The organism is Phenylobacterium sp. (genome assembly GCF_030693625.1).
Classification (GTDB): Bacteria; Pseudomonadota; Alphaproteobacteria; order Caulobacterales; family Caulobacteraceae; genus Phenylobacterium; species Phenylobacterium ferrooxidans.
Genome location: NZ_JAUYAF010000084.1, coordinates 64,340 through 81,347 on the forward strand (window position 1 = coordinate 64,340; position 17,008 = coordinate 81,347).

Annotated in this window: 13 protein-coding genes; 5 read left to right on the forward strand and 8 right to left on the reverse strand. The window is 68.6% G+C overall.

The window, feature by feature from the left end; translation table 11 throughout:
• Positions 1–18 precede the first annotated feature (18 nt).
• Positions 19–1,512 (forward strand): MFS transporter, encoded by a 1,494-nt coding sequence (locus Q8N10_RS19435; protein ID WP_304782755.1) that lies wholly within the window; start codon positions 19–21, stop codon positions 1,510–1,512.
• Between the two features lie 108 nt (positions 1,513–1,620).
• Positions 1,621–3,063 carry an MFS transporter gene (locus Q8N10_RS19440; RefSeq protein ID WP_304782950.1) on the forward strand — a complete coding sequence of 481 codons (1,443 nt, stop codon included), beginning with the start codon at positions 1,621–1,623 and terminating at the stop codon, positions 3,061–3,063.
• Positions 3,064–3,126: 63 nt separating this feature from the next.
• Here Q8N10_RS19440 and Q8N10_RS19445 read toward each other — a convergent pair whose 3' ends face one another.
• The 5 genes from Q8N10_RS19445 to Q8N10_RS19465 form a co-directional block, all read right to left on the reverse strand.
• The gene (locus Q8N10_RS19445; protein ID WP_304782752.1) at positions 3,127–4,356 is read right to left on the reverse strand and encodes a TetR/AcrR family transcriptional regulator; all 1,230 of its coding nucleotides are present in this window, start codon (positions 4,354–4,356) and stop codon (positions 3,127–3,129) included.
• Between the two features lie 138 nt (positions 4,357–4,494).
• Complete coding sequence (locus tag Q8N10_RS19450) at positions 4,495–4,851, reverse strand: YdbL family protein (protein ID WP_304782749.1); 357 nt, start codon at positions 4,849–4,851, stop codon at positions 4,495–4,497.
• Between the two features lie 12 nt (positions 4,852–4,863).
• Positions 4,864–5,043, reverse strand: a complete 180-nt coding sequence (locus Q8N10_RS19455) for a YnbE family lipoprotein (RefSeq protein WP_304782746.1) — start codon at positions 5,041–5,043, stop codon at positions 4,864–4,866.
• Positions 5,044–5,053: 10 nt separating this feature from the next.
• On the reverse strand, positions 5,054–8,095 hold the full coding sequence (locus Q8N10_RS19460; RefSeq protein ID WP_304782743.1) for a YdbH domain-containing protein: 3,042 nt from the start codon (positions 8,093–8,095) through the stop codon (positions 5,054–5,056).
• Positions 8,096–8,282: 187 nt separating this feature from the next.
• Positions 8,283–9,059, reverse strand: coding sequence for an SDR family oxidoreductase (locus tag Q8N10_RS19465; RefSeq protein ID WP_304782740.1), 777 nt, complete (start codon positions 9,057–9,059; stop codon positions 8,283–8,285).
• 173 nt (positions 9,060–9,232) lie between these two features.
• Between Q8N10_RS19465 and Q8N10_RS19470 the strand changes: the two genes are divergently transcribed.
• From Q8N10_RS19470 to Q8N10_RS19480, 3 genes are all read left to right on the forward strand, one after another.
• Positions 9,233–11,314: a 3-hydroxyacyl-CoA dehydrogenase NAD-binding domain-containing protein gene (locus Q8N10_RS19470; protein ID WP_304782737.1), complete on the forward strand. Its 2,082-nt coding sequence runs from the start codon at positions 9,233–9,235 to the stop codon at positions 11,312–11,314.
• 240 nt (positions 11,315–11,554) lie between these two features.
• Positions 11,555–12,757, forward strand: a complete 1,203-nt coding sequence (locus Q8N10_RS19475; protein ID WP_304782734.1) for an acetyl-CoA C-acyltransferase — start codon at positions 11,555–11,557, stop codon at positions 12,755–12,757.
• 371 nt (positions 12,758–13,128) lie between these two features.
• Complete coding sequence (locus Q8N10_RS19480) at positions 13,129–14,190, forward strand: GDSL-type esterase/lipase family protein (protein WP_304782731.1); 1,062 nt, start codon at positions 13,129–13,131, stop codon at positions 14,188–14,190.
• A 47-nt stretch (positions 14,191–14,237) separates the two neighbouring features.
• Here the strand turns inward: Q8N10_RS19480 and Q8N10_RS19485 are convergent, their stop codons facing one another.
• The 3 genes from Q8N10_RS19485 to Q8N10_RS19495 all read right to left on the reverse strand — a co-directional run bounded on the left by Q8N10_RS19485 (position 14,238) and on the right by Q8N10_RS19495 (position 16,997).
• Positions 14,238–15,632, reverse strand: coding sequence for a D-arabinono-1,4-lactone oxidase (locus Q8N10_RS19485; RefSeq protein ID WP_304782728.1), 1,395 nt, complete (start codon positions 15,630–15,632; stop codon positions 14,238–14,240).
• Entirely contained in the window at positions 15,629–15,964 is a 336-nt protein-coding gene (locus tag Q8N10_RS19490) for a cytochrome c5 family protein (protein ID WP_304782725.1), read from the reverse strand. The genes Q8N10_RS19485 and Q8N10_RS19490 overlap by 4 nt, the downstream gene beginning before the upstream one ends.
• Before the next feature lie 256 nt (positions 15,965–16,220).
• Entirely contained in the window at positions 16,221–16,997 is a 777-nt protein-coding gene (locus Q8N10_RS19495; protein ID WP_304782723.1) for an alpha/beta fold hydrolase, read from the reverse strand.
• Between the last annotated feature and the right edge of the window lie 11 nt (positions 16,998–17,008).

A 17,008-nucleotide genomic window follows, 5' to 3' on the forward strand; every position in this document is an offset into this window, starting at 1 on the left:
TCAGCCCAAGAGTCGCCCTTGTCTCAAGACCAACCGCAGGCGCCGAGCGCGCCGAGGCTCAACCTCTCGACCAAGCTCTCCTACGGGGTCGGCTCCATCGCCGTCGGGGTCTCCGTGCTGGGCCTGTCGGCCACCCTGCTGCAGCCCTATCTGAACCGGGTCATCGGCCTGCCCGCCCTCTGGGTCGGGACGGCGATCATGCTGACCCTGATGCTGGACGCGGTCATCGACCCGGCCATCGGCCAGTGGTCGGACAAGCTGCGCACCCGCTGGGGCCGTCGGCACCCGTTGATGTATGCCTCGGCGCCCCTGATCGCGGTGGCCTGCATCGCCTTCTGGAACTCGCCGTCCGACTGGCCTGTGACCACCACGGGCATCTTCGTGATCGGGATGCTGGTGTTGCTGCGGCTCTGCGTCAGCCTCTATGAGATCCCGTCCTCGGCCTTGGCGCCCGAACTCACCAGCGACTACCACCAGCGCACCAGCCTGTTCAGCTACCGGTTCTTCTTCGGGGTCGTAGGCGGCCTGGGGATGAACGTGGTGCTTTACCAGGTCTTCCTGTCGCCGGCGGCGGGGGGCATCCTGAACAAGGCCGGGTACGCCAATTTCGGCATCCTGGCGGCCGGCGTGATGGCGGTCTCCATCCTGGTCTCGGCCATGGGGACGCACCGGCACATCAAGGACCTGTACCAGCCCCCGGTCCGCAAGGTTCCGCTCCGCCAGGTGGCCAAGGAAATCGTCGGCACCATCGGCAACCGCTCGCTGATCGTGGTGATGATCTCCGGGCTCTGCTCGGGGGTCTCCACCGGCCTGTCGGGGGCGCTCAGCCAGTATTTCTACATCGAGCTCTGGGGCGTCAGCGCCGCCTCGATCTCCTACATCTCCATGGCCGGCGTCCTGGCCTCGGTGTCCGGCGTCATCGTGGCCGGTCCCACCTCGAAGAGGCTGGGCAAGAAACGGGCGATGCTGATCCTCTTCACCTGCTCAGTCCTGACCTCGGCCATACCTCTGTCGCTGAAACTCCTGAACCTCGCGCCCACCGACAGCGCCATGGTCCTGACCCTGTTGCTGGTGGACTATTTCATCGCCACGACCCTGGCGATCGCCGGCTTCATCATCATCTCCTCGATGATCGCCGACGTGGTGGAGGACGCCGCGGTGAAGACCGGGGTGCGGTCGGAGGGCCTGCTGCTGGCCGCCAACGGCTTGCTGCCCAAGTTCACCGGCGGCATCGGCGTGTTCCTGTCAGGCGTCCTGCTGACCCTGGTGGCCTTCCCCACCCATGCGGCGGCGGGCACGGTGGACCCGGAGATCATGCGCCGACTGGCGCTGATCTTCCTGCCCATCAACACCGGCATGAGCCTGCTCTCGATCCTCGTCCTGCTGCCCTACAAGATCGATGAGGATCTGCACGCCAGCAATGTCGCCACCCTGGAGGAGGCCGCCGCCGTGGCCGAGCGGGTCCGCGTCGCCGAGGCTCGCCCCGTGGTCGACGGCGCCGGCGGCGCCTGACGCAAGACGGCGGGGAGGCGGCGAGCTAAGGTCTCAAGAACAATACAAGTTCGGGGGGACGACGTGAGCCAGGCCGCATCAGACGCTCAAACCGGTCGCCGGTTGAGTATGCCCACCAAGCTGTTCTACGGCTTCGGATCCGTGGCCTTCGGGGTCAAGGACAACGGCTTCTCGTACTTTCTGCTGATCTTCTACAATCAGGTCATGGGCCTGCCGGCTGAGACGGTGGGCCTGGCGATCATGATCGCCCTCATCGTCGACGCCTTCCTCGATCCGATCGTCGGCCAGGCCTCGGACAACTACCGCTCCAAGTGGGGCCGCCGGCACCCGTTCATGTACGCCGCCGCCCTGCCGGTGGCGGTCTCCTACCTGCTGCTGTGGAACCCGCCCAAGGCGCTCGATCACCAGGGGCTGTTCTTCTACCTGATCGGCACGGCCATCCTGATCCGCAGCTTCATCACCTGCTACGAGATCCCTTCCTCGGCCCTCGCCGCCGAGCTGACCACGGGCTACGACGAGCGCACCAAGCTGCTCAGCTACCGCTTCCTGTTCGGCTGGATCGGCGGGCTGGCGATGTATTTCGCGGCCCTGAAGATCTTCCTGACCCCCGACGCCACCCACAAGGTCGGCCAGCTCAATGTCGAGGGATACGCCCACTACGGCCTGGCCGCGGCCCTGCTGATGCTGTTGGCCATCCTGGTGTCGGCGCTGGGCACCCACAGCCAGATCCCGTTTCTGCGCGACGCGCCGCACCGCAAGCTCAGCCTGCCGACCCTGGCCCGCGAGATGGTGGGCACGCTTTCCCATCGTTCGTTCCTGCGCATTCTGACCGCCAACCTGTTCGGGGCCATGGCGAGCGGGCTGACCCTGTCCATCAGCCTCTATTTCACGACCTTCTTCTGGGAGTTCAGCTCGGCGCAGATCGCGCTCTTCACCTTCGCCAGCCTGACGGCCGCTGTGTTCGCCTTCGCCACCGCCCCGATGTTCTCGCAGAGGTTCGGCAAGAAGCGCTCGGCCATGACCCTGCTGCTGATCGGTGTCGCGGTGGGGGTGAGCCCCATCATCCTGCGCCTGATGGGCCTGTTCCCCGAGAACGGCAGCGCCCTGCTCTTCCCGCTGATCTTCCTGCAGAACGTGATCTCCACCGGGGCCACCATCACCTCCAACATCCTCACCTCCTCAATGATCGCCGACGTGGTGGAGGACTCAGAACTGCAGACCGGCCGCCGGTCGGAGGGACTATTCTTCGCGGCTTCGGCCTTCGTGGCCAAGGCCGTCACCGGGATCGGCATCTTCACCTCGGCCATGCTGCTGAAGGCCGCGGCTTTCCCGCAGGGCGCCAGGCCGGGCGAGGTGGACCCCGCCGTCATCGCCCGCCTGGGGATGATCTATGTGCCGGTGCTGGTGGTGCTCTACGGCCTGTGCGTGATCTTCATGGCCGGTTACCGCATCACCCGCGAGAGCCATGCGGAGTCGCTGCGCAAGCTGGCGGCGGCGGCGGACCTGGTGAATGAGGGCGAACCGGCTGGCGGGACCGACAAGCTCAGCTAGGGGCCTTTGCTGGTCGCGTGACGGGCGCCGGAACCGGCGGCCCCTTCCGGCTGTCACGCTCAGCTACCGGGCGAAGATTCCCATCAGCATGGGCCTCGCGAAGACCGAGGGGGCGGCCTTCTGGGTCACGCCCGGCACCCAGAAGCCGAGCTCGGCGCCGGCGTTCAGGGTGGCGTTCAGCATCTGGGCGGCGATGAAGGGATCCACCGGCCGGATCGAGCCCTCGGCGATGCCGTCGGAGATCATCGAGGCGAAGCGGTCGGAGACCCGGTTGGAGTGGGCCACCTGCTCATCGCGCATGGCCTCGGGCAGGGCCGAGAGCGCCGAGGTGCGCAGCAGCGGTCCGTATTCGGAGAGCTGGTACTCGGCCAGCGCCGCCGCCGCGCTGGAGAGCTTGCTCCACTGATCGCCGGGCAGGCTCATGGCCAGGCGCTGCACCCGGCGCATCACCTCGAAGGTGCGGTCGAAACAGGCCACCACCAGGTCGTCCTTGGCCTCGTGGTGATGGTAGAAACTGCCCTTGGTGACGTTCAGCTCCGCGGAGATCTTGTCCACCGAGGCGCCCTTGTAGCCCCGGCTGTTGATCAGCCGGGTCGCGGCCAGCAGGAAGATCTCGCGGCCCAGCTCTGCGCCGTCGGAAGCCGCCAGCTCGGCGAGGGGCGCCGGGGCCGGGGCCCATTCCGCGCCCTCCACGGCCAGGCCGCCGGTGAGGATGTCGAACATCCGGTCGCAGATACGGTCGTAGTCCTCGGGGTCGTACTTCGGCAGCCAGGCGCCGGCCCAGAACAGCTGCTCCAGCAACATGTGGGTCCGCGCCGTCCGGCGGCCCCGGCCCAGCCAGGCCAGGTCTGGGGTGTCGAACAGGCTCCGCACCTTGCGGAACAGCTTCATGAAGGCGTCGAACACCTCGGTGCGGCGCGGATTGTTGAGGGCCCGGATATCCGACAGCTCCGGCAGCGGCGGGGCGGCGCCGATGGCGCCCTGGCGCACCCGCTCCAGATAGAGCTCCAGCAGCCTCCGCAGGCGCTCGGTGGGGGTCTTCTCCGCCAGGGCGGTGTCGGCGGCCTGGGTCAGCCAGTCGATGCCGCGCATCAGGCAGGCGGCGGCGAGGTCGTCCTTGCGCTTGAAGTAGTAGGTGACGCTGGTGGTGGACAGGCCGACGGCGGCGGCGGCCACGCCCAGGGTCAGGCCCTTCACCCCTTGGGTGTTGAGGATGACCGTGGAGGCGTCGAGGATGGCGTCGCGCTTCTTCTCGAAGCGGTCCGTCGACCGGGCGACGTTGCGTTCCGCCATCTCCCCTCCACCCCCGCGCGGCAAATCCTGGCCGGTCCGCGACCATCCCTCTGTATCGGACGGGCGATCGCTGCGCCAAGCGGCAAGTTTCCCTGCACGTCACCCGGCGAAACGCAGGCGTGGAAGGGCGGCGGGACCTTACTTCTGAACCCACTCGCCAGCTGGCGTCTGGTAGTAGTCTCCCGGGCGCAGCTTGAGCTGGACAACGCCCTGGTAGGCGGCGGCGCCGGCGGCTTCAGGCGTGACACCGTTCTTGGCGGCGGCGCCGCGATAGAGCTGGGCGCGGCCGGCGTTGATCTCGCCCACCGCGGCCTCGACGGCGGGTTCGCCACCGCCGCCCTTCACGAAGCCCAGATAGCCGTCGTTCTGCTCGCCCACGATCCCGGCGGCCTTGGCGGCGTCCACCGTGGCCTTGGCGGTGGCGGCGAGGGCCGGTCCGGCCACGAGGGTCCCGACCACGGCGGCGACGGGGATGAGATAGGTTTGGAAGGTCATGGTCATGGCCCCTTAGAACAGGTCCGGATTCTGCTTGATCAGCGCCTTGACGTCGTCGTCCAGCCGCAGGCGGACGTCGGCGTCGAGCTTGGCGTAGATGGTGATCGGCTTCACATCCACATGGACGGTGGCGCAGGCGCCGAAGCCGACGGCGGCGACCGCGAGAGCGGCGAGGGATCGGGCGGGGATCATTGGGCGCACCTCATGGGATGGGTTTCGCAGGGCTGGGCTGAACGGCGTCTGAACCGCGAAGCTTCTGATACTCGGCGAAGTCGCCCAGCAGTTGATCAAGGTTGAGGGAGGAGTCCAGGGTCAGGTCGACCTTGGTCCCCGACGGCAGGGGCAGCTTCCGGGTGAGGAAGCTGCGGGTGATGATCTCCTGCGGGGTCAGCCTGATCTCCTGGTGGGTCGGCGGGGCGTTCTCGCCCTTGATGTGGAACAGGATGCCGAGCCGCCCCTGGGGCAGGCTGTTGATGGAGGCGTCCAGGCTCTGGAAGGCCAGGTTCTCCATGGCCTGATAGGCGAAGTCGGTGAAGGTGTCGGTGGTGGGCGGCGGGGTCTTTTCCCCCAGCGGCCCGGCGACCACCGCGCCCTCGGCCGCGACCCCGGTAAGCGCCTCGCGGCGGATGGACAGGCGGCCGGGACTGATGGCGCGCAGCTGCCCGCCCGCGACGCGGACCCCCTCGGGGGTGACCGTGAAGGGGATGGTCCCGCTGGCCCTGGCGGTGAGATCCACCCGATCGGCGAAGGGCGAGGCCTCCACGAAGTCCGACAATTGGACGTTGGTGAAATCCACGACGCCCTTCCACGACTGGCCGCCGGCGAAGGGCAGGCTGAAGGGCTGCAGACGCACCGTGCCGCCGCCCACGGCCAGGTCGAGACCGGCCACATTCACGGCCTCGCCGGCGATGCCGAAAGTGACCTCGGCGTCGGTGAGCCCGGACAGGGCTTCGATCCGCTGCGCCTTCAGGGTCTGGCCCGGCGCGGCGGTGAGCGGCGCGAGACTGGTGAAGGTGATCTGGCCCGCCAGGCCGCTGACCTGGCCCGCCGGACTGCGGAAATCGAGGCCCGGGATGTCGAGCACCCCGCCGCTGGTGGCGCCGGCCTTGGTCCAGGCGACCTGGCCCTGGAAGCGGACCTGACCCATGGCCGGCGAGGCCACCAGGGCGGCGCGGGGCGAGAGGGCGGCGGGCTGCAGTCCATCCTCGGCGAAGGTGAGGGTTCCGGTGTCGAAGGTCAGGGCGCCGCCACCGACCGCCCCGTCGTGGCGCAGGACGCCCCGGCCGAGCGGGCGCCCGGCTGGGTCGGTGACACCGATGTCAGCGGTCCAGACCTCGCCGTTGACGCGGGCCTGGGCGGTGGCGCGGACCGGGTTGAAGCGGCGATCTGAACTGGTGTCGGCCACCGTCCCCGCGCTGAGCGCCAGGGCGCCGGTGAGGCGGCCGTTGACGGCGCCCAGGTCGAGGCCGCCCGCGCCCTGGCTGACCGCCGCCTGAAGGAAGGGAACCGTCGCCGACAGGGCCTGGGCCCCGGCGCGGATCCGCCAGTCGCCCTTGGTCAGGGTGAACAGGCGCGCGCCGGTCGGGCAGAGTTGGGCCGCGATCGCCTCCACGTCGTTGGCGCCCAGGTCCAGGCGGCCGGAGACCGCGGCGCAACGGTCGGCGGCGAAGGCGATGGCGCCATGGGCGACCCGCAGCTCGCCCTCAGCCTGGATCATACCGTCACGAACCGGCCCGATGCCGGTCTTCGCCTTGATCCGGGTCTGGGCGGTCAGGCCGCCGGGCGTGAGGCGATAGCGATCCACGGCCAGGTCAGCCTGGGGCAGACCGCCGCCGACCACGGCCAGGTGCAGGGCGCCGCCGCCGCCCGCATAGATGGGACCAGAGCCCTGCGCCCGGATCGTGGCGAGGCCGCCCGCCGTGGGGCGCACGGTCAGGGGCGAGGTGAGGGCCAGCCTCAGGCCGCCATCGCCGGCCGTGACGGAGAGACCACGGGTCTCGGCGTCGAAGCTGCGGGCGGCGCGCTTCAGCGCGGCGATCTCGGGCGCGTCATTGGCGCTCGCCCCGCCCAGACCCGACCAGTCGCCGTGCGTCGCCACCGTGCCGGCCAGGGCCAGGTCGCCCCCCTGGGCGGCCAGCGCCGCCGAGCCCCGCAGGGCGCCCGATAGCCGGGTCAGGGTGAGCTTGTCGTGGGTCAGGCCCTCGGCGTTGACCCGGGTGGCCAGGCTGGCGGCCACCCGGTCGCCGCCATGCCGGGTCCAGTTGAGGCCTCCGACATTGGCGGTCATCCGCAGGCCGCGCACCTGGGCGCCGGCGAGGTCGGCGCGGGCCGCCCCCAGGACGGCGGTCCCGTCCCCGGTGACCGCCAGGGTGTCGATCCAGCCAGTGGACTGGCCGTTGAAAGTCGCCTCCAGACTGGCGTCCCGCAGCCGGGTCTCGCCATAGGTCAGGGACCGGGCGTTGATCGTCAGGCTCTGGGTCAGGGCGCCGTCGCCGCGCTTGCGCTTGAGGTCGGGATAGGCGGTGCGGGCGGTCAGGCGGACCCTGGCCTCCTGGGCGGTGATCTGGCCGAGCTTCAGGTCGCGGACCGTGGTCTCCAGGACCGAGGCCACCTGGTCGCCCACGGTCACCAGGTGCAGTTCGCCGGGGCCCAGCCGCACCGAGCGGTCGGGGCCCTCCAGCTCGGCGGGGGCGAAGGCGGCGTCCAGGCGCAGCAGGCGGCCGTGGTCCAGCCGGGCGCTGGCCCGGGCCAGAAGGGGGCCATGGTCGGTGTCCAGACGCAGGCAGGCGTCCTCCACCACGATCCTCGGCTGGCGGGCGTCGGGGCGCGGCGGGCGTTTGCGCAGGGTGTCGATGAGGGGGTCCAGGGCCCCCAGGGTCAGCCGCCCGTCCTTCCAGCGGCCCTTGATGACCGGGCGGACCAGGCGAACCGAGGTCACCGTGGCGCCGAAGGGCTTGCCCGCCCACCAGCCGGTGAGACCGTAGCGGACCTCGGCCACCTGGGCCGTCAGGTCGGGGTTGGCAGCGGGGCCGATACGCAGGGTGCCGGTAAAGCCGCCGGGGCCGAAGGTGGAGAAGCTGACCTGGCTTTCCACCCCGTGCGAGCGCAGCCAGCCGGTGAGCGCCTCGCGGGCGATGGCGCGGCGGCCGGCATAGGCGGCGGCCACGACCAGCAGCACCGCGATGGTGGCGAGGATCAGGACGGTGCGCCAGGTGCGCCGGGAGGGGGATTCAGGCTCGGACAAGGGGCGCCGTTGCTGCCGCGGGAGGTTCACCTTCTAGCGCAAAAGCGGCGCGAGCGGAGCCGTTCCACGCACATGTTGGCCGCCGTGGAGGGACCAAACCGGCATTTGACGACGCACTCCCGGCAGGTTGGCGGCCCGCCGGGAGTGATTTCACTTTAACATATTGATCTATATAAACTATTGTCGCCTAGAGGCCGCCGAGGCTGGCCAGGGCGACGCCGCCGTCAACGGCGATCGTTTCGCCCACCACGTAGTCGCCAGCGCGGCTCGCCAGGTAGATGGCGGCGGCGGCCATGTCCTCGTCGCGGCCAATGCGGCGCGAGGGGATGCGCTTGGCGATCTGGTCGCCCTGATCGCGGGCCACGCGGTTCATCTCCGAGGCGAAGGCGCCGGGCGCGATGCCGGTGACGTTGATCGAGTCCTCGATCAGGGTCGCGGCCATCCGGCGCGTCAGGTAGATCAGGCCCGACTTGGAGGCGTGGTAGGAATAGGTTTCCTGCGGATTGAGGCGGATGCCGTCGATCGAGCAGATGTTGATCACCTTGGCCGGCTGCTCGTGGCTGGCGGCGGCCTTGAGCGCGCCGTGCAGCGCCTGGGTCAGGAAGAAGGGCGACTTCAGGTTCAGGTTCATCACCTTGTCCCAGCCGCTCTCCGGGAACTCGTCGAAGGGCGCGCCCCAGGCGGCGCCGGCGTTGTTCACCAGGATGTCCAGCTTGGGTTCATGCTCGGCGAAGCGCTTGGCCAGCGCCTGGCAGCCCTCCACCGTGGAGACGTCCTGCGGCAGGGAGATGCAGTTCTCGCCCAGCTCGGCGGCGGTCTCGTCGCAGGCGCCGGGCTTGCGCGAGGAGATGTAGACCTTGGCGCCCTGCTCGATGAAGCCGGCGGCGATCATCTTGCCGATCCCGCGCGAGCCGCCGGTGACGAGGGCCACGCGGCCCTTCAATGAGAACAGATCCAGAGCCATCAGGCGCTTCCCTTTTTGATCGTTGAAGCTTGGTCTTAGACCCGGGTTTCCGTCACGAAAACCCTACGCACATTTGACTCGCGCGCCGCGCGACGGGCCTGTAACAAACGTTTGAATCTCTCCAGCCGCCCAGCCTAGAGGCGGCCCTGAAACGCCAGACCGAGGATGCGCCCATGACCGCCATCAACGCCGTGACCGACCTCACGCTGGACGGCGAAGTCGCCGTCATCACCCTCAATTCCCCGCCGGTGAACGCGCTGTCGGCCGCGGTGCGCCAGGGCCTGTTCGAGGGCTTCAAGGCCGCCATCGCCGATCCGGCCGCCAAGGCCATCGTGCTGATCTGCGAAGGCCGCACCTTCATCGCCGGCGCCGACATCACCGAGTTCGGCTCGGCCATGGCCGACCCGCAGCTGGCCGACGTGCAGGACATGATGGAGAGCTCCACCAAGCCGGTGGTGGCCGCCATCCACGGCACCGTCCTGGGCGGCGGGCTCGAGGTCGCCCTCTGCGCCCACTACCGCGTCGCCGTCCCGTCGGCGAAGTTCGGCCTGCCCGAGGTGAACCTCGGCCTGCTGCCGGGCGCCGGCGGCACCCAGCGCCTGCCCCGCGTGGTCGGTCCCGAACGCGCCCTGGAAATGATGACCAGCGGCCGCCATGTGCCGGCCAAGGAAGCCCTCTCCGGCGGCCTGACCGACGAACTGGTGGAGGAAGGCAAGCTGAAGGAGGGCGCCATCGCCTTCGCCCGCAAGGTCGCCGCCGAGAACCGTCCCCTCACCAAGATCCGCGACCAGAACGCCAAGGTCGAGGCCGCCCGCGGCAAGCCCGAGATCTTCGCCGATTTCCGCAAGGCCAATGCGCGCAAGTTCCGCGGCTTCCTGGCCCCGGAATACAACATCAAGTGCATCGAGGCGGCGGTGAACCTGCCCTTCGACGAGGGCATGAAGGTCGAGCGCAAGCTGTTCAACGAGCTGATGGCCGGCAGCCAGTCGGCCGCCCAGCGCTACACCTTCTTCGCCGAGCGCCAGGCCCAGAAGATCCCCGGCATCGCCGACGACACCCCGCTGATCCCCATCAAGAAGGTGGGGGTGATCGGCGCCGGCACCATGGGCGGCGGCATCGCGATGAACTTCGCCAACGCCGGCATCCCGGTGGTGATCGTCGAGCAGAAGCAGGAGCCCCTGGACAAGGGCCTGGCCATCATCCGCAAGAACTATGAGCGCACCGCCTCGCGCGGCGGCATCACGGCCGCCCAGGTCGAGGAGCGCTGCGCCCTGATCACCGGCTCGCTGTCGATGGAGGAGAGCTTCGCCGACCTCGACCTGGTGATCGAGGCGGTCTTCGAGCGGATGGACATCAAGAAGGACATCTTCGCCAAGCTGGACGCCATCTGCAAACCCGGCGCGATCCTAGCCACCAACACCTCGGGCCTGAACATCGACGAGATCGCCTCGGTGACCAAGCGTCCCGAGAGCGTCATCGGCCTGCACTTCTTCTCGCCGGCCAATGTCATGAAGCTGCTGGAGATCGTCCGCGCCGACCATACGTCCGACAGCGTCATCGCCACCTCGATGAAGCTGGCCAAGCAGATCGGCAAGACCGCCGTCCTGGTGGGGGTCTGCCCCGGGTTCGTCGGCAACCGCATCCTGGGCCAGCGCCAGCGCGAAGCCCAGAAGCTGGTGATGGAAGGGGCCATGCCCTGGGACATCGACCGCGTGCTCTACGACTTCGGCTTCCCCATGGGTCCCTTCGCCATGAGTGACCTGGCGGGCCTGGACATCGGCTGGGTGAAGGAGAAGTCCAACGGCGAGAGCATCCGCGACGTGCTCTGCGAAGCCGACCGCCGCGGCCAGAAGACCGGCGCCGGCTATTACGACTATGACGAGAACCGCAACGCCAAGCCCAGCCCCTTTACCGAGAAGGTGATCAACGACTTCATCGTTAAGTCGGGCGCCAATCCCCGCAAGATCAGCGACGAGGAGATCCTGGAACGCTGCATCTTCCCGATGATCAATGAGGGCGTGAAAATCCTCGAGGAGAAGAAGGCCATCCGGTCTTCGGACATCGATGTGGTCTGGCAGAACGGCTACGGCTGGCCGGTCTATCGCGGCGGCCCGATGTGGTACGGCGACCAGGTCGGCCCTGACAAGGTGCTGGCCAAGATGCAGGAGTTCCAGGCCAAGATGGGCGACGCCTTCAAGCCTTCCCCGCTGCTGGAAAAGCTGGTGGCCGACGGCAAGAAATTCTCCGACCTGTAAATGCGGGCGGTCTGGCCAGCGGCGTCCCTTCTCCCCTTGCGGGAGAAGGTGGCCCTGCGGAGCAGGGTCGGATGAGGGGTCGCACCGCCTCATCCGCCTCGGTCGCGGCGACCAGACCTGAGACCGCCGCGCGACCCCTCATCCGTCGGGCTGCTCGCCCGACACCTTCTCCCGCAAGGGGAGAAGGAGACCTTGAGCCAGCCCTTTCAAACCCTTCTCCCAAACCAAGGACCTCTCTTCATGCGTGAAGCTGTCATCGTCTCCACCGCCCGCACGCCGATCGGCAAGGCCTATCGCGGCGCGTTCAACAACACCTCCGGCGCCGAACTGGGCGGCCACGTGATCGCCGAGGCGGTCAAGCGCGCCGGCATCGATCCGGCCACCGTCGACGACGTGGTGATGGGCGCGGCCCTGCAGCAGGGCTCCACCGGCAACAACATCGCCAGGCAAGCTGCGCTCCGCGCGGGCCTGCCCAACACCGTCTCGGGCATGACCCTGGATCGCCAGTGCTCCTCGGGCCTGATGGGCATCGCCACGGCCGCCAAGTACATCATCAACGACGGCGCCAATGTCGCGGTCGGCGGCGGGCTGGAGAGCATCAGCCTGGTTCAGAACGATAAGATGAACCGCTACCGCACCAGCGATAAGTGGCTGAACGAGCACGTTCCGGAAATCCACACCTCGATGATCGAGACCGCCGAGATCGTGGCCGAGCGCTACAACGTCTCGCGCGAAGCGCAGGATGAGTACGCCTACCAGTCCCAGCAGCGCACCGCCCAGGCCCAGGCCGACGGCCGGTTCGACGCCGAGATCGCGCCGCTGACCTCGATCATGATGGTGCAGAACAAGGAGACCGGCGAGTTCTCCGAAAAGGAAGTCCGCCTGACCCAGGACGAAGGCAACCGCCCGCAGACCACGCTGGCCGACCTGCAGAAGCTGGCCCCGGTGTTCAAGGGCGGCCAGATCATCAAGGAAGGCAAGTACGTCACCGCCGGCAACGCCAGCCAGCTGTCGGACGGCGCCGCCGCCGTGGTGCTGATGGAGCGGAAGGAAGCCGAGCGTCTGGGCCTGACCCCGCTGGGCGCCTATCGCGGCATGGCCGTCGCCGGCTGCGGCCCGGAAGAAATGGGCATCGGCCCGGTCTTCGCGATCCCCAAGCTGCTGGAACGTAACGGCCTGACCATCGACGACATCGACATGTGGGAGCTGAACGAGGCGTTCGGCAGCCAGGTCGTCTATTGCCGTGACAAGCTCGGCATCGACCCCGCCAAGTACAACATCAGCGGCGGCGCCATCTCCATCGGCCACCCCTACGGCATGACCGGCGCGCGCGCGACCGGCCACATCCTGCACGAGGGCAAGCGCCGCGGTTACAAGTATGGCGTGGTGACCATGTGCGTCGGCGGCGGCATGGGCGCGGCGGGGCTGTTCGAGATCTTCTAAGACCTCGACCCGCTTTGAACTGACGAAGGGCCGTCCGCGAGGGCGGCCCTTTTTCGTGGGCGCTTCCTCCGCGCGGTGCGCGGGCGAGGTTGAAGAAGATCGACCACGAACCTCACGAACGACACGAACAAGAGTGTCATCCCGGACAGCGCGCAGCGCTCGTCCGGGACCCAGACGCGCCGGGCGTGCAGGATAGACCGGTTCGTATGGGTCCCGGTCTTCCGCTACGCGGAAACCGGGATGACATGGGAGGGATGAGCCGCCGTCTTGTTCGTGTCGTTCGTGAGGTTCGTGGTTCATTCCTGGGGCGGCTCGTCCCTCCCAAAGATCGACGGATGTCCTAGAGTCCGTCCAACAATCAGGAGCGATCCATGCAAGCCATCCCCCTGTCCACCATCGAAACCTTGCTGGACGGCCAGATCGATATCCGCAGGCGTCCGGGGTCGATCCAGCCGATGCGGCTGCCGGTGGCGGAACTGCCCTTCTATGACGCCTTCACCCAGTGGGTGGCGTCCTGCGCGACCGGGTGCCGGCTAAGGTTCCGCACCGACAGCACGACAGTAAAACTGACCGCCACCCAGCACCTCCTGGCTCTGCCCAACGATGGCGAGCGGCGGGGCGCCTACGACCTCTATGTCGAGGGTGAGTTCTTCGCGCGGACCTGGGGCGTGGGCGGGGCGGAGATGGACCCGCAGGGCGGGCTGACCGGGGACGCGGCCCTGACGCTGGCCTTCGAGGGCATGCCGGCGGGAGACAAGACCGTGGAGCTGTGGCTGCCCCAGGCGGCGACGGTGGCCATCACCGGCCTGGAGCTGGAGGCTGGCGCGAGCCTGAAGGCGGTCCCGGACGGGCGGCCGCGCGTGCTGTTTCACGGCAGCTCCATCAGCCACGGCATGGAGGCCGAGGGCGCCACCGCCAACTGGCCCGCCGTGGCCAGCCGACTGGCGAACCTCGATCATCTCAACCTGGGCTGGGCTGGGTCCTGCCTGCTCAGCGGCCTGGCGGCGCGGATCATCCGTGACCAGCGGGCCGACGCCATCGTCCTGAAGCTGGGGATCAACGTCCACACCGACGGCCAGCTGAAGGAGCGCAACTTCCTCGACGCGGCGCATTCGATGATCTCCATCATCCGCGAGAAACACTCGACGACGCCGATGCTGATCGTCTCGCCGATCTGGTCGCCGCCGCGGGAGACAGCCGGTGACGGGCCGAGCCTGCAGCGGATGCGCCAGTTGCTGCAGATGGTGGTCGACGCGCGGATCAAGACCGGGGATGGGGCTATCGGCTATCTCGACGGCCTGGAGCTGTTCGGCCCCGCCGACGCGGCCCTGCTGCCCGACGACCTGCACCCGAACACCGAGGGCTACCGGCTGATGGGCGAGCGCTTCCACCGGCTGGTGCTGAGCGGAGAGAATGGGCTGGTGAGGGCCTAGCGCTCCCAACTCCGCTCATCCCGGCCTTGGCCGGGAAGAGCGGGTTATCACGCCCCGAACAGCTCCCGCAGGTAGGGGTTCAGCATCCTGCCCTCTGGGTCCAGACGGCGGCGGACCGCCTGGAAGGCCTCCCAGTCCGGATAGAGTTTCGAAAGCTGCGGCGCCGTGAGGCTGTGGAGCTTGCCCCAGTGGGGGCGGCCGCCGTGCGCCAGGAAGATCGGCTGAATCAGGTCGAACAGGAACCGGTAGTCGTCCTTGTAGTAGCAGTGGACGGCCACCGAGCCGCGCGGCCCGCCATTGAAGGGCGAGAGCCAGGCGTCGTCGGCGGCGATGCGGCGCAGCTCGATGGGGAAGAAGACGTCCTTGCGGTGCGTCTCGATGGCCGCCATTACCGCCTTCAGCGCCGCCATCTGGCTCTCCGGCGGCAGATGGAACTCCATCTCGTTGAAGCGCACCGGGCGCTCGGTGGAGAGCAGCTTCCAGCCCTCGCCCACGGCTTCCTCCGGCTTGGTGGACCCCAGCAGGGCCTTGGCCGCGGCCTTGCGCAGGGGGGTGGAGAAGCCCAGCAGGTTGCGCAGCTGCTTGAGGGCCTCGAGGAAGGCGTCGTCGCTGGAGGGGGCCGGCGGGGTGGCCGGCAGGTCGGTCTCGTCGTGGGTGATGTTGGCCGCCAGGTCGGTGAAGGGGACGGCGTAGAACTCGTAGTTCCGGTGCCGGGCCCAGCGGTCCTCACACCTTGCGATGGTGTCGGCGAGCGGCTCGATCCAGACGTGGCGGTGCAGGCGCCGATTGGCCGAGGTTTTCAGCCGCACCTGGGTGATGACGCCAAGGCCGCCCATCGAGACCCGCGCGGCATTGAAGACCTCGGCGTTGCGGGTCGCATCGCAGTCCAGGATCTCGCCCGAGACCGTGGCCAACCGCAGGGCGGTGATGTCGCCGTGCAGGGCCTTGAGGGTGGTTCCCGTCCCGTGGGTGCCGGTGCCGATGGCGCCGCCCAGGGACTGCTTGTTGATGTCAGGCAGGTTGGGCATGGCCCGGCCCTTGGCGGCCAAAGCCGGGCCCAGGGCGCCGAGCCGAATGCCGGTCCAGACCACCGCCTCTTCGCCCTCCCAGCGCTCGATGCCCGCCATCTGGTCCAGGGTCATCAGCGTCCCGGAGGTGGGGACCAGGGCGGTGAAGGAGTGGCCGGCGCCCACCGGGCGGATGGGGGCGGAGGCGGTCTTGAGCGCCTGCGCCAGCTCTGCCTCGGTTTTCGGTGCGCTGCGCAGGCTGGGATAGGCGCTCTGGGTTCCCGACCAGTTGCGCCAGAGCATCTTGCCTTGCGGATCGACGCTGGGCGGGGCGACGGGTTCGGGCTTCTCACGGACGGCCAGGGCGACGCCGCCGCCGCCCACCACCACAATGCCGGCGGCGCCGGCCAGCAGGGCCTTGCGACGACTGATCATGACGGCTCTTCCTCACGGTCGGCGATGAAGCGGATGAGGGCCTTGAAGTCCTGCGGCGTGCAGGCGGCGCACTGGCCGCCGGCCGGCATGGCCCGGTAGCCCTGGACCACGTGATCCAGCAGCACGGCCTCCCCCTGATGCCAGCGCGGGACCCAGGCGCGGGCGTCGTGGGTCAGGGGCGCCCCGGCGGCCGGGTTCACATGGCAGGCCTTGCAGGAGCTCTCATAGAGCTGGGCCAGGCGGGGGTCGGCGGGGGCCAGGCTGGCATAGTCAGCGGGCGGCCCGGCGGGCTTGGCGCAGGCGGCGAGGCTCAGCAGCGCGGCGAGCGGCAACAGGTGTCTCAAGCGTCCTCCCCCGGGGCGCAGCGGCCCTCTTGTCGAGGGTGAGCCTAGAGCATGTCAGGCGCAAGTGGACACCGGTTCGCCGCCCGGACATGCTCTAGATTCAAGAAGATAGACCCTTTTTATCCGATCAGGTTGTTTCAACCTGATCCGGAAAGGGTCTAGCCGGGGTTCAGGGAAGATTGGAACCGCGAACCTCACGAACGACACGTCGGCCGTGTCGTTCGTGAGCTGAACATTTCGGCGGTCAGCCGAGCCGACCGATAGCCTCGACCACCTGGGCGGTCTTCTCGAGGATGACCATGTGGCCGGCCTCGGGGATGGAGACCAGCTCGGCGCCCGCGATGCCCTTCTTGAAGCCGTGGGCGTAGAAGGGCGGGATCATGCGGTCGGAGTCGCCCCAGACCACGACGGTCCTGGCCTTGATCCGGTACATGCGCTGCGACAGGCCGCGCTCCGGGATCGGGAACAGGATGCGGCCGGCCATGCCCAGCTGGCGAGCGTTGGTCACCAGATAGGTCTGCAGGAAGTTGGGGTCCTCGACATTGCGCCCCGCCGTGAGGATCGCCGCGCCGGCCGCCGCATCGTGGAACAGGTACTGCGGCATCTCGTAGGGCATCAGGGAGAACATGTCGGCCACCGGATGGTCGTCGTTCCAGAGACCCGCCGGACAGATGAGCGCCAGGCGGCTGACGTCATTGGGCTGGGTGGCCGCCATCTCCGCGGCGATCATGCCGCCCATGGAGTGGCCCACCAGGATCGGGTCCTTCAGGCCGAGCGCCTCGACCACGTCCCAGCTGTGCTGGGTGAAATCCAGCATGTCGCGGATCTCGCCGCATTCCTCGCTGTCGCCGTAGCCGGGGATCAGCGGGGCGTAGACATGGTGCTTCTCAGCCAGCGCCTTCAGGAACGGGTCGTCGGCCGTGATCCCGCCCGCGCCGTGCAGGAAGACAAGGTCAGGCCCGGAGCCGCCTTCGAGATAGCGGACCGGCACGTGCTGGGTGGAGACGGTTTTCAGTTCCATGATCACCTCTC

Bases quoted from the DNA above. Each gene is read 5' to 3' on its own strand.
- Q8N10_RS19440 (WP_304782950.1), top strand. From the start codon at position 1,621: ATGCCCACCAAGCTGTTCTACGGCTTCGGATCCGTGGCCTTCGGGGTC.
- Q8N10_RS19445 (WP_304782752.1), bottom strand. From the start codon at position 4,356: ATGGCGGAACGCAACGTCGCCCGGTCGACGGACCGCTTCGAGAAGAAG.
- Q8N10_RS19450 (WP_304782749.1), bottom strand. From the start codon at position 4,851: ATGACCTTCCAAACCTATCTCATCCCCGTCGCCGCCGTGGTCGGGACC.
- Q8N10_RS19455 (WP_304782746.1), bottom strand. From the start codon at position 5,043: ATGATCCCCGCCCGATCCCTCGCCGCTCTCGCGGTCGCCGCCGTCGGC.
- Q8N10_RS19465 (WP_304782740.1), bottom strand. From the start codon at position 9,059: ATGGCTCTGGATCTGTTCTCATTGAAGGGCCGCGTGGCCCTCGTCACC.
- Q8N10_RS19470 (WP_304782737.1), top strand. From the start codon at position 9,233: ATGACCGCCATCAACGCCGTGACCGACCTCACGCTGGACGGCGAAGTC.
- Q8N10_RS19475 (WP_304782734.1), top strand. From the start codon at position 11,555: ATGCGTGAAGCTGTCATCGTCTCCACCGCCCGCACGCCGATCGGCAAG.
- Q8N10_RS19480 (WP_304782731.1), top strand. From the start codon at position 13,129: ATGCAAGCCATCCCCCTGTCCACCATCGAAACCTTGCTGGACGGCCAG.
- Q8N10_RS19485 (WP_304782728.1), bottom strand. From the start codon at position 15,632: ATGATCAGTCGTCGCAAGGCCCTGCTGGCCGGCGCCGCCGGCATTGTG.
- Q8N10_RS19495 (WP_304782723.1), bottom strand. From the start codon at position 16,997: ATGGAACTGAAAACCGTCTCCACCCAGCACGTGCCGGTCCGCTATCTC.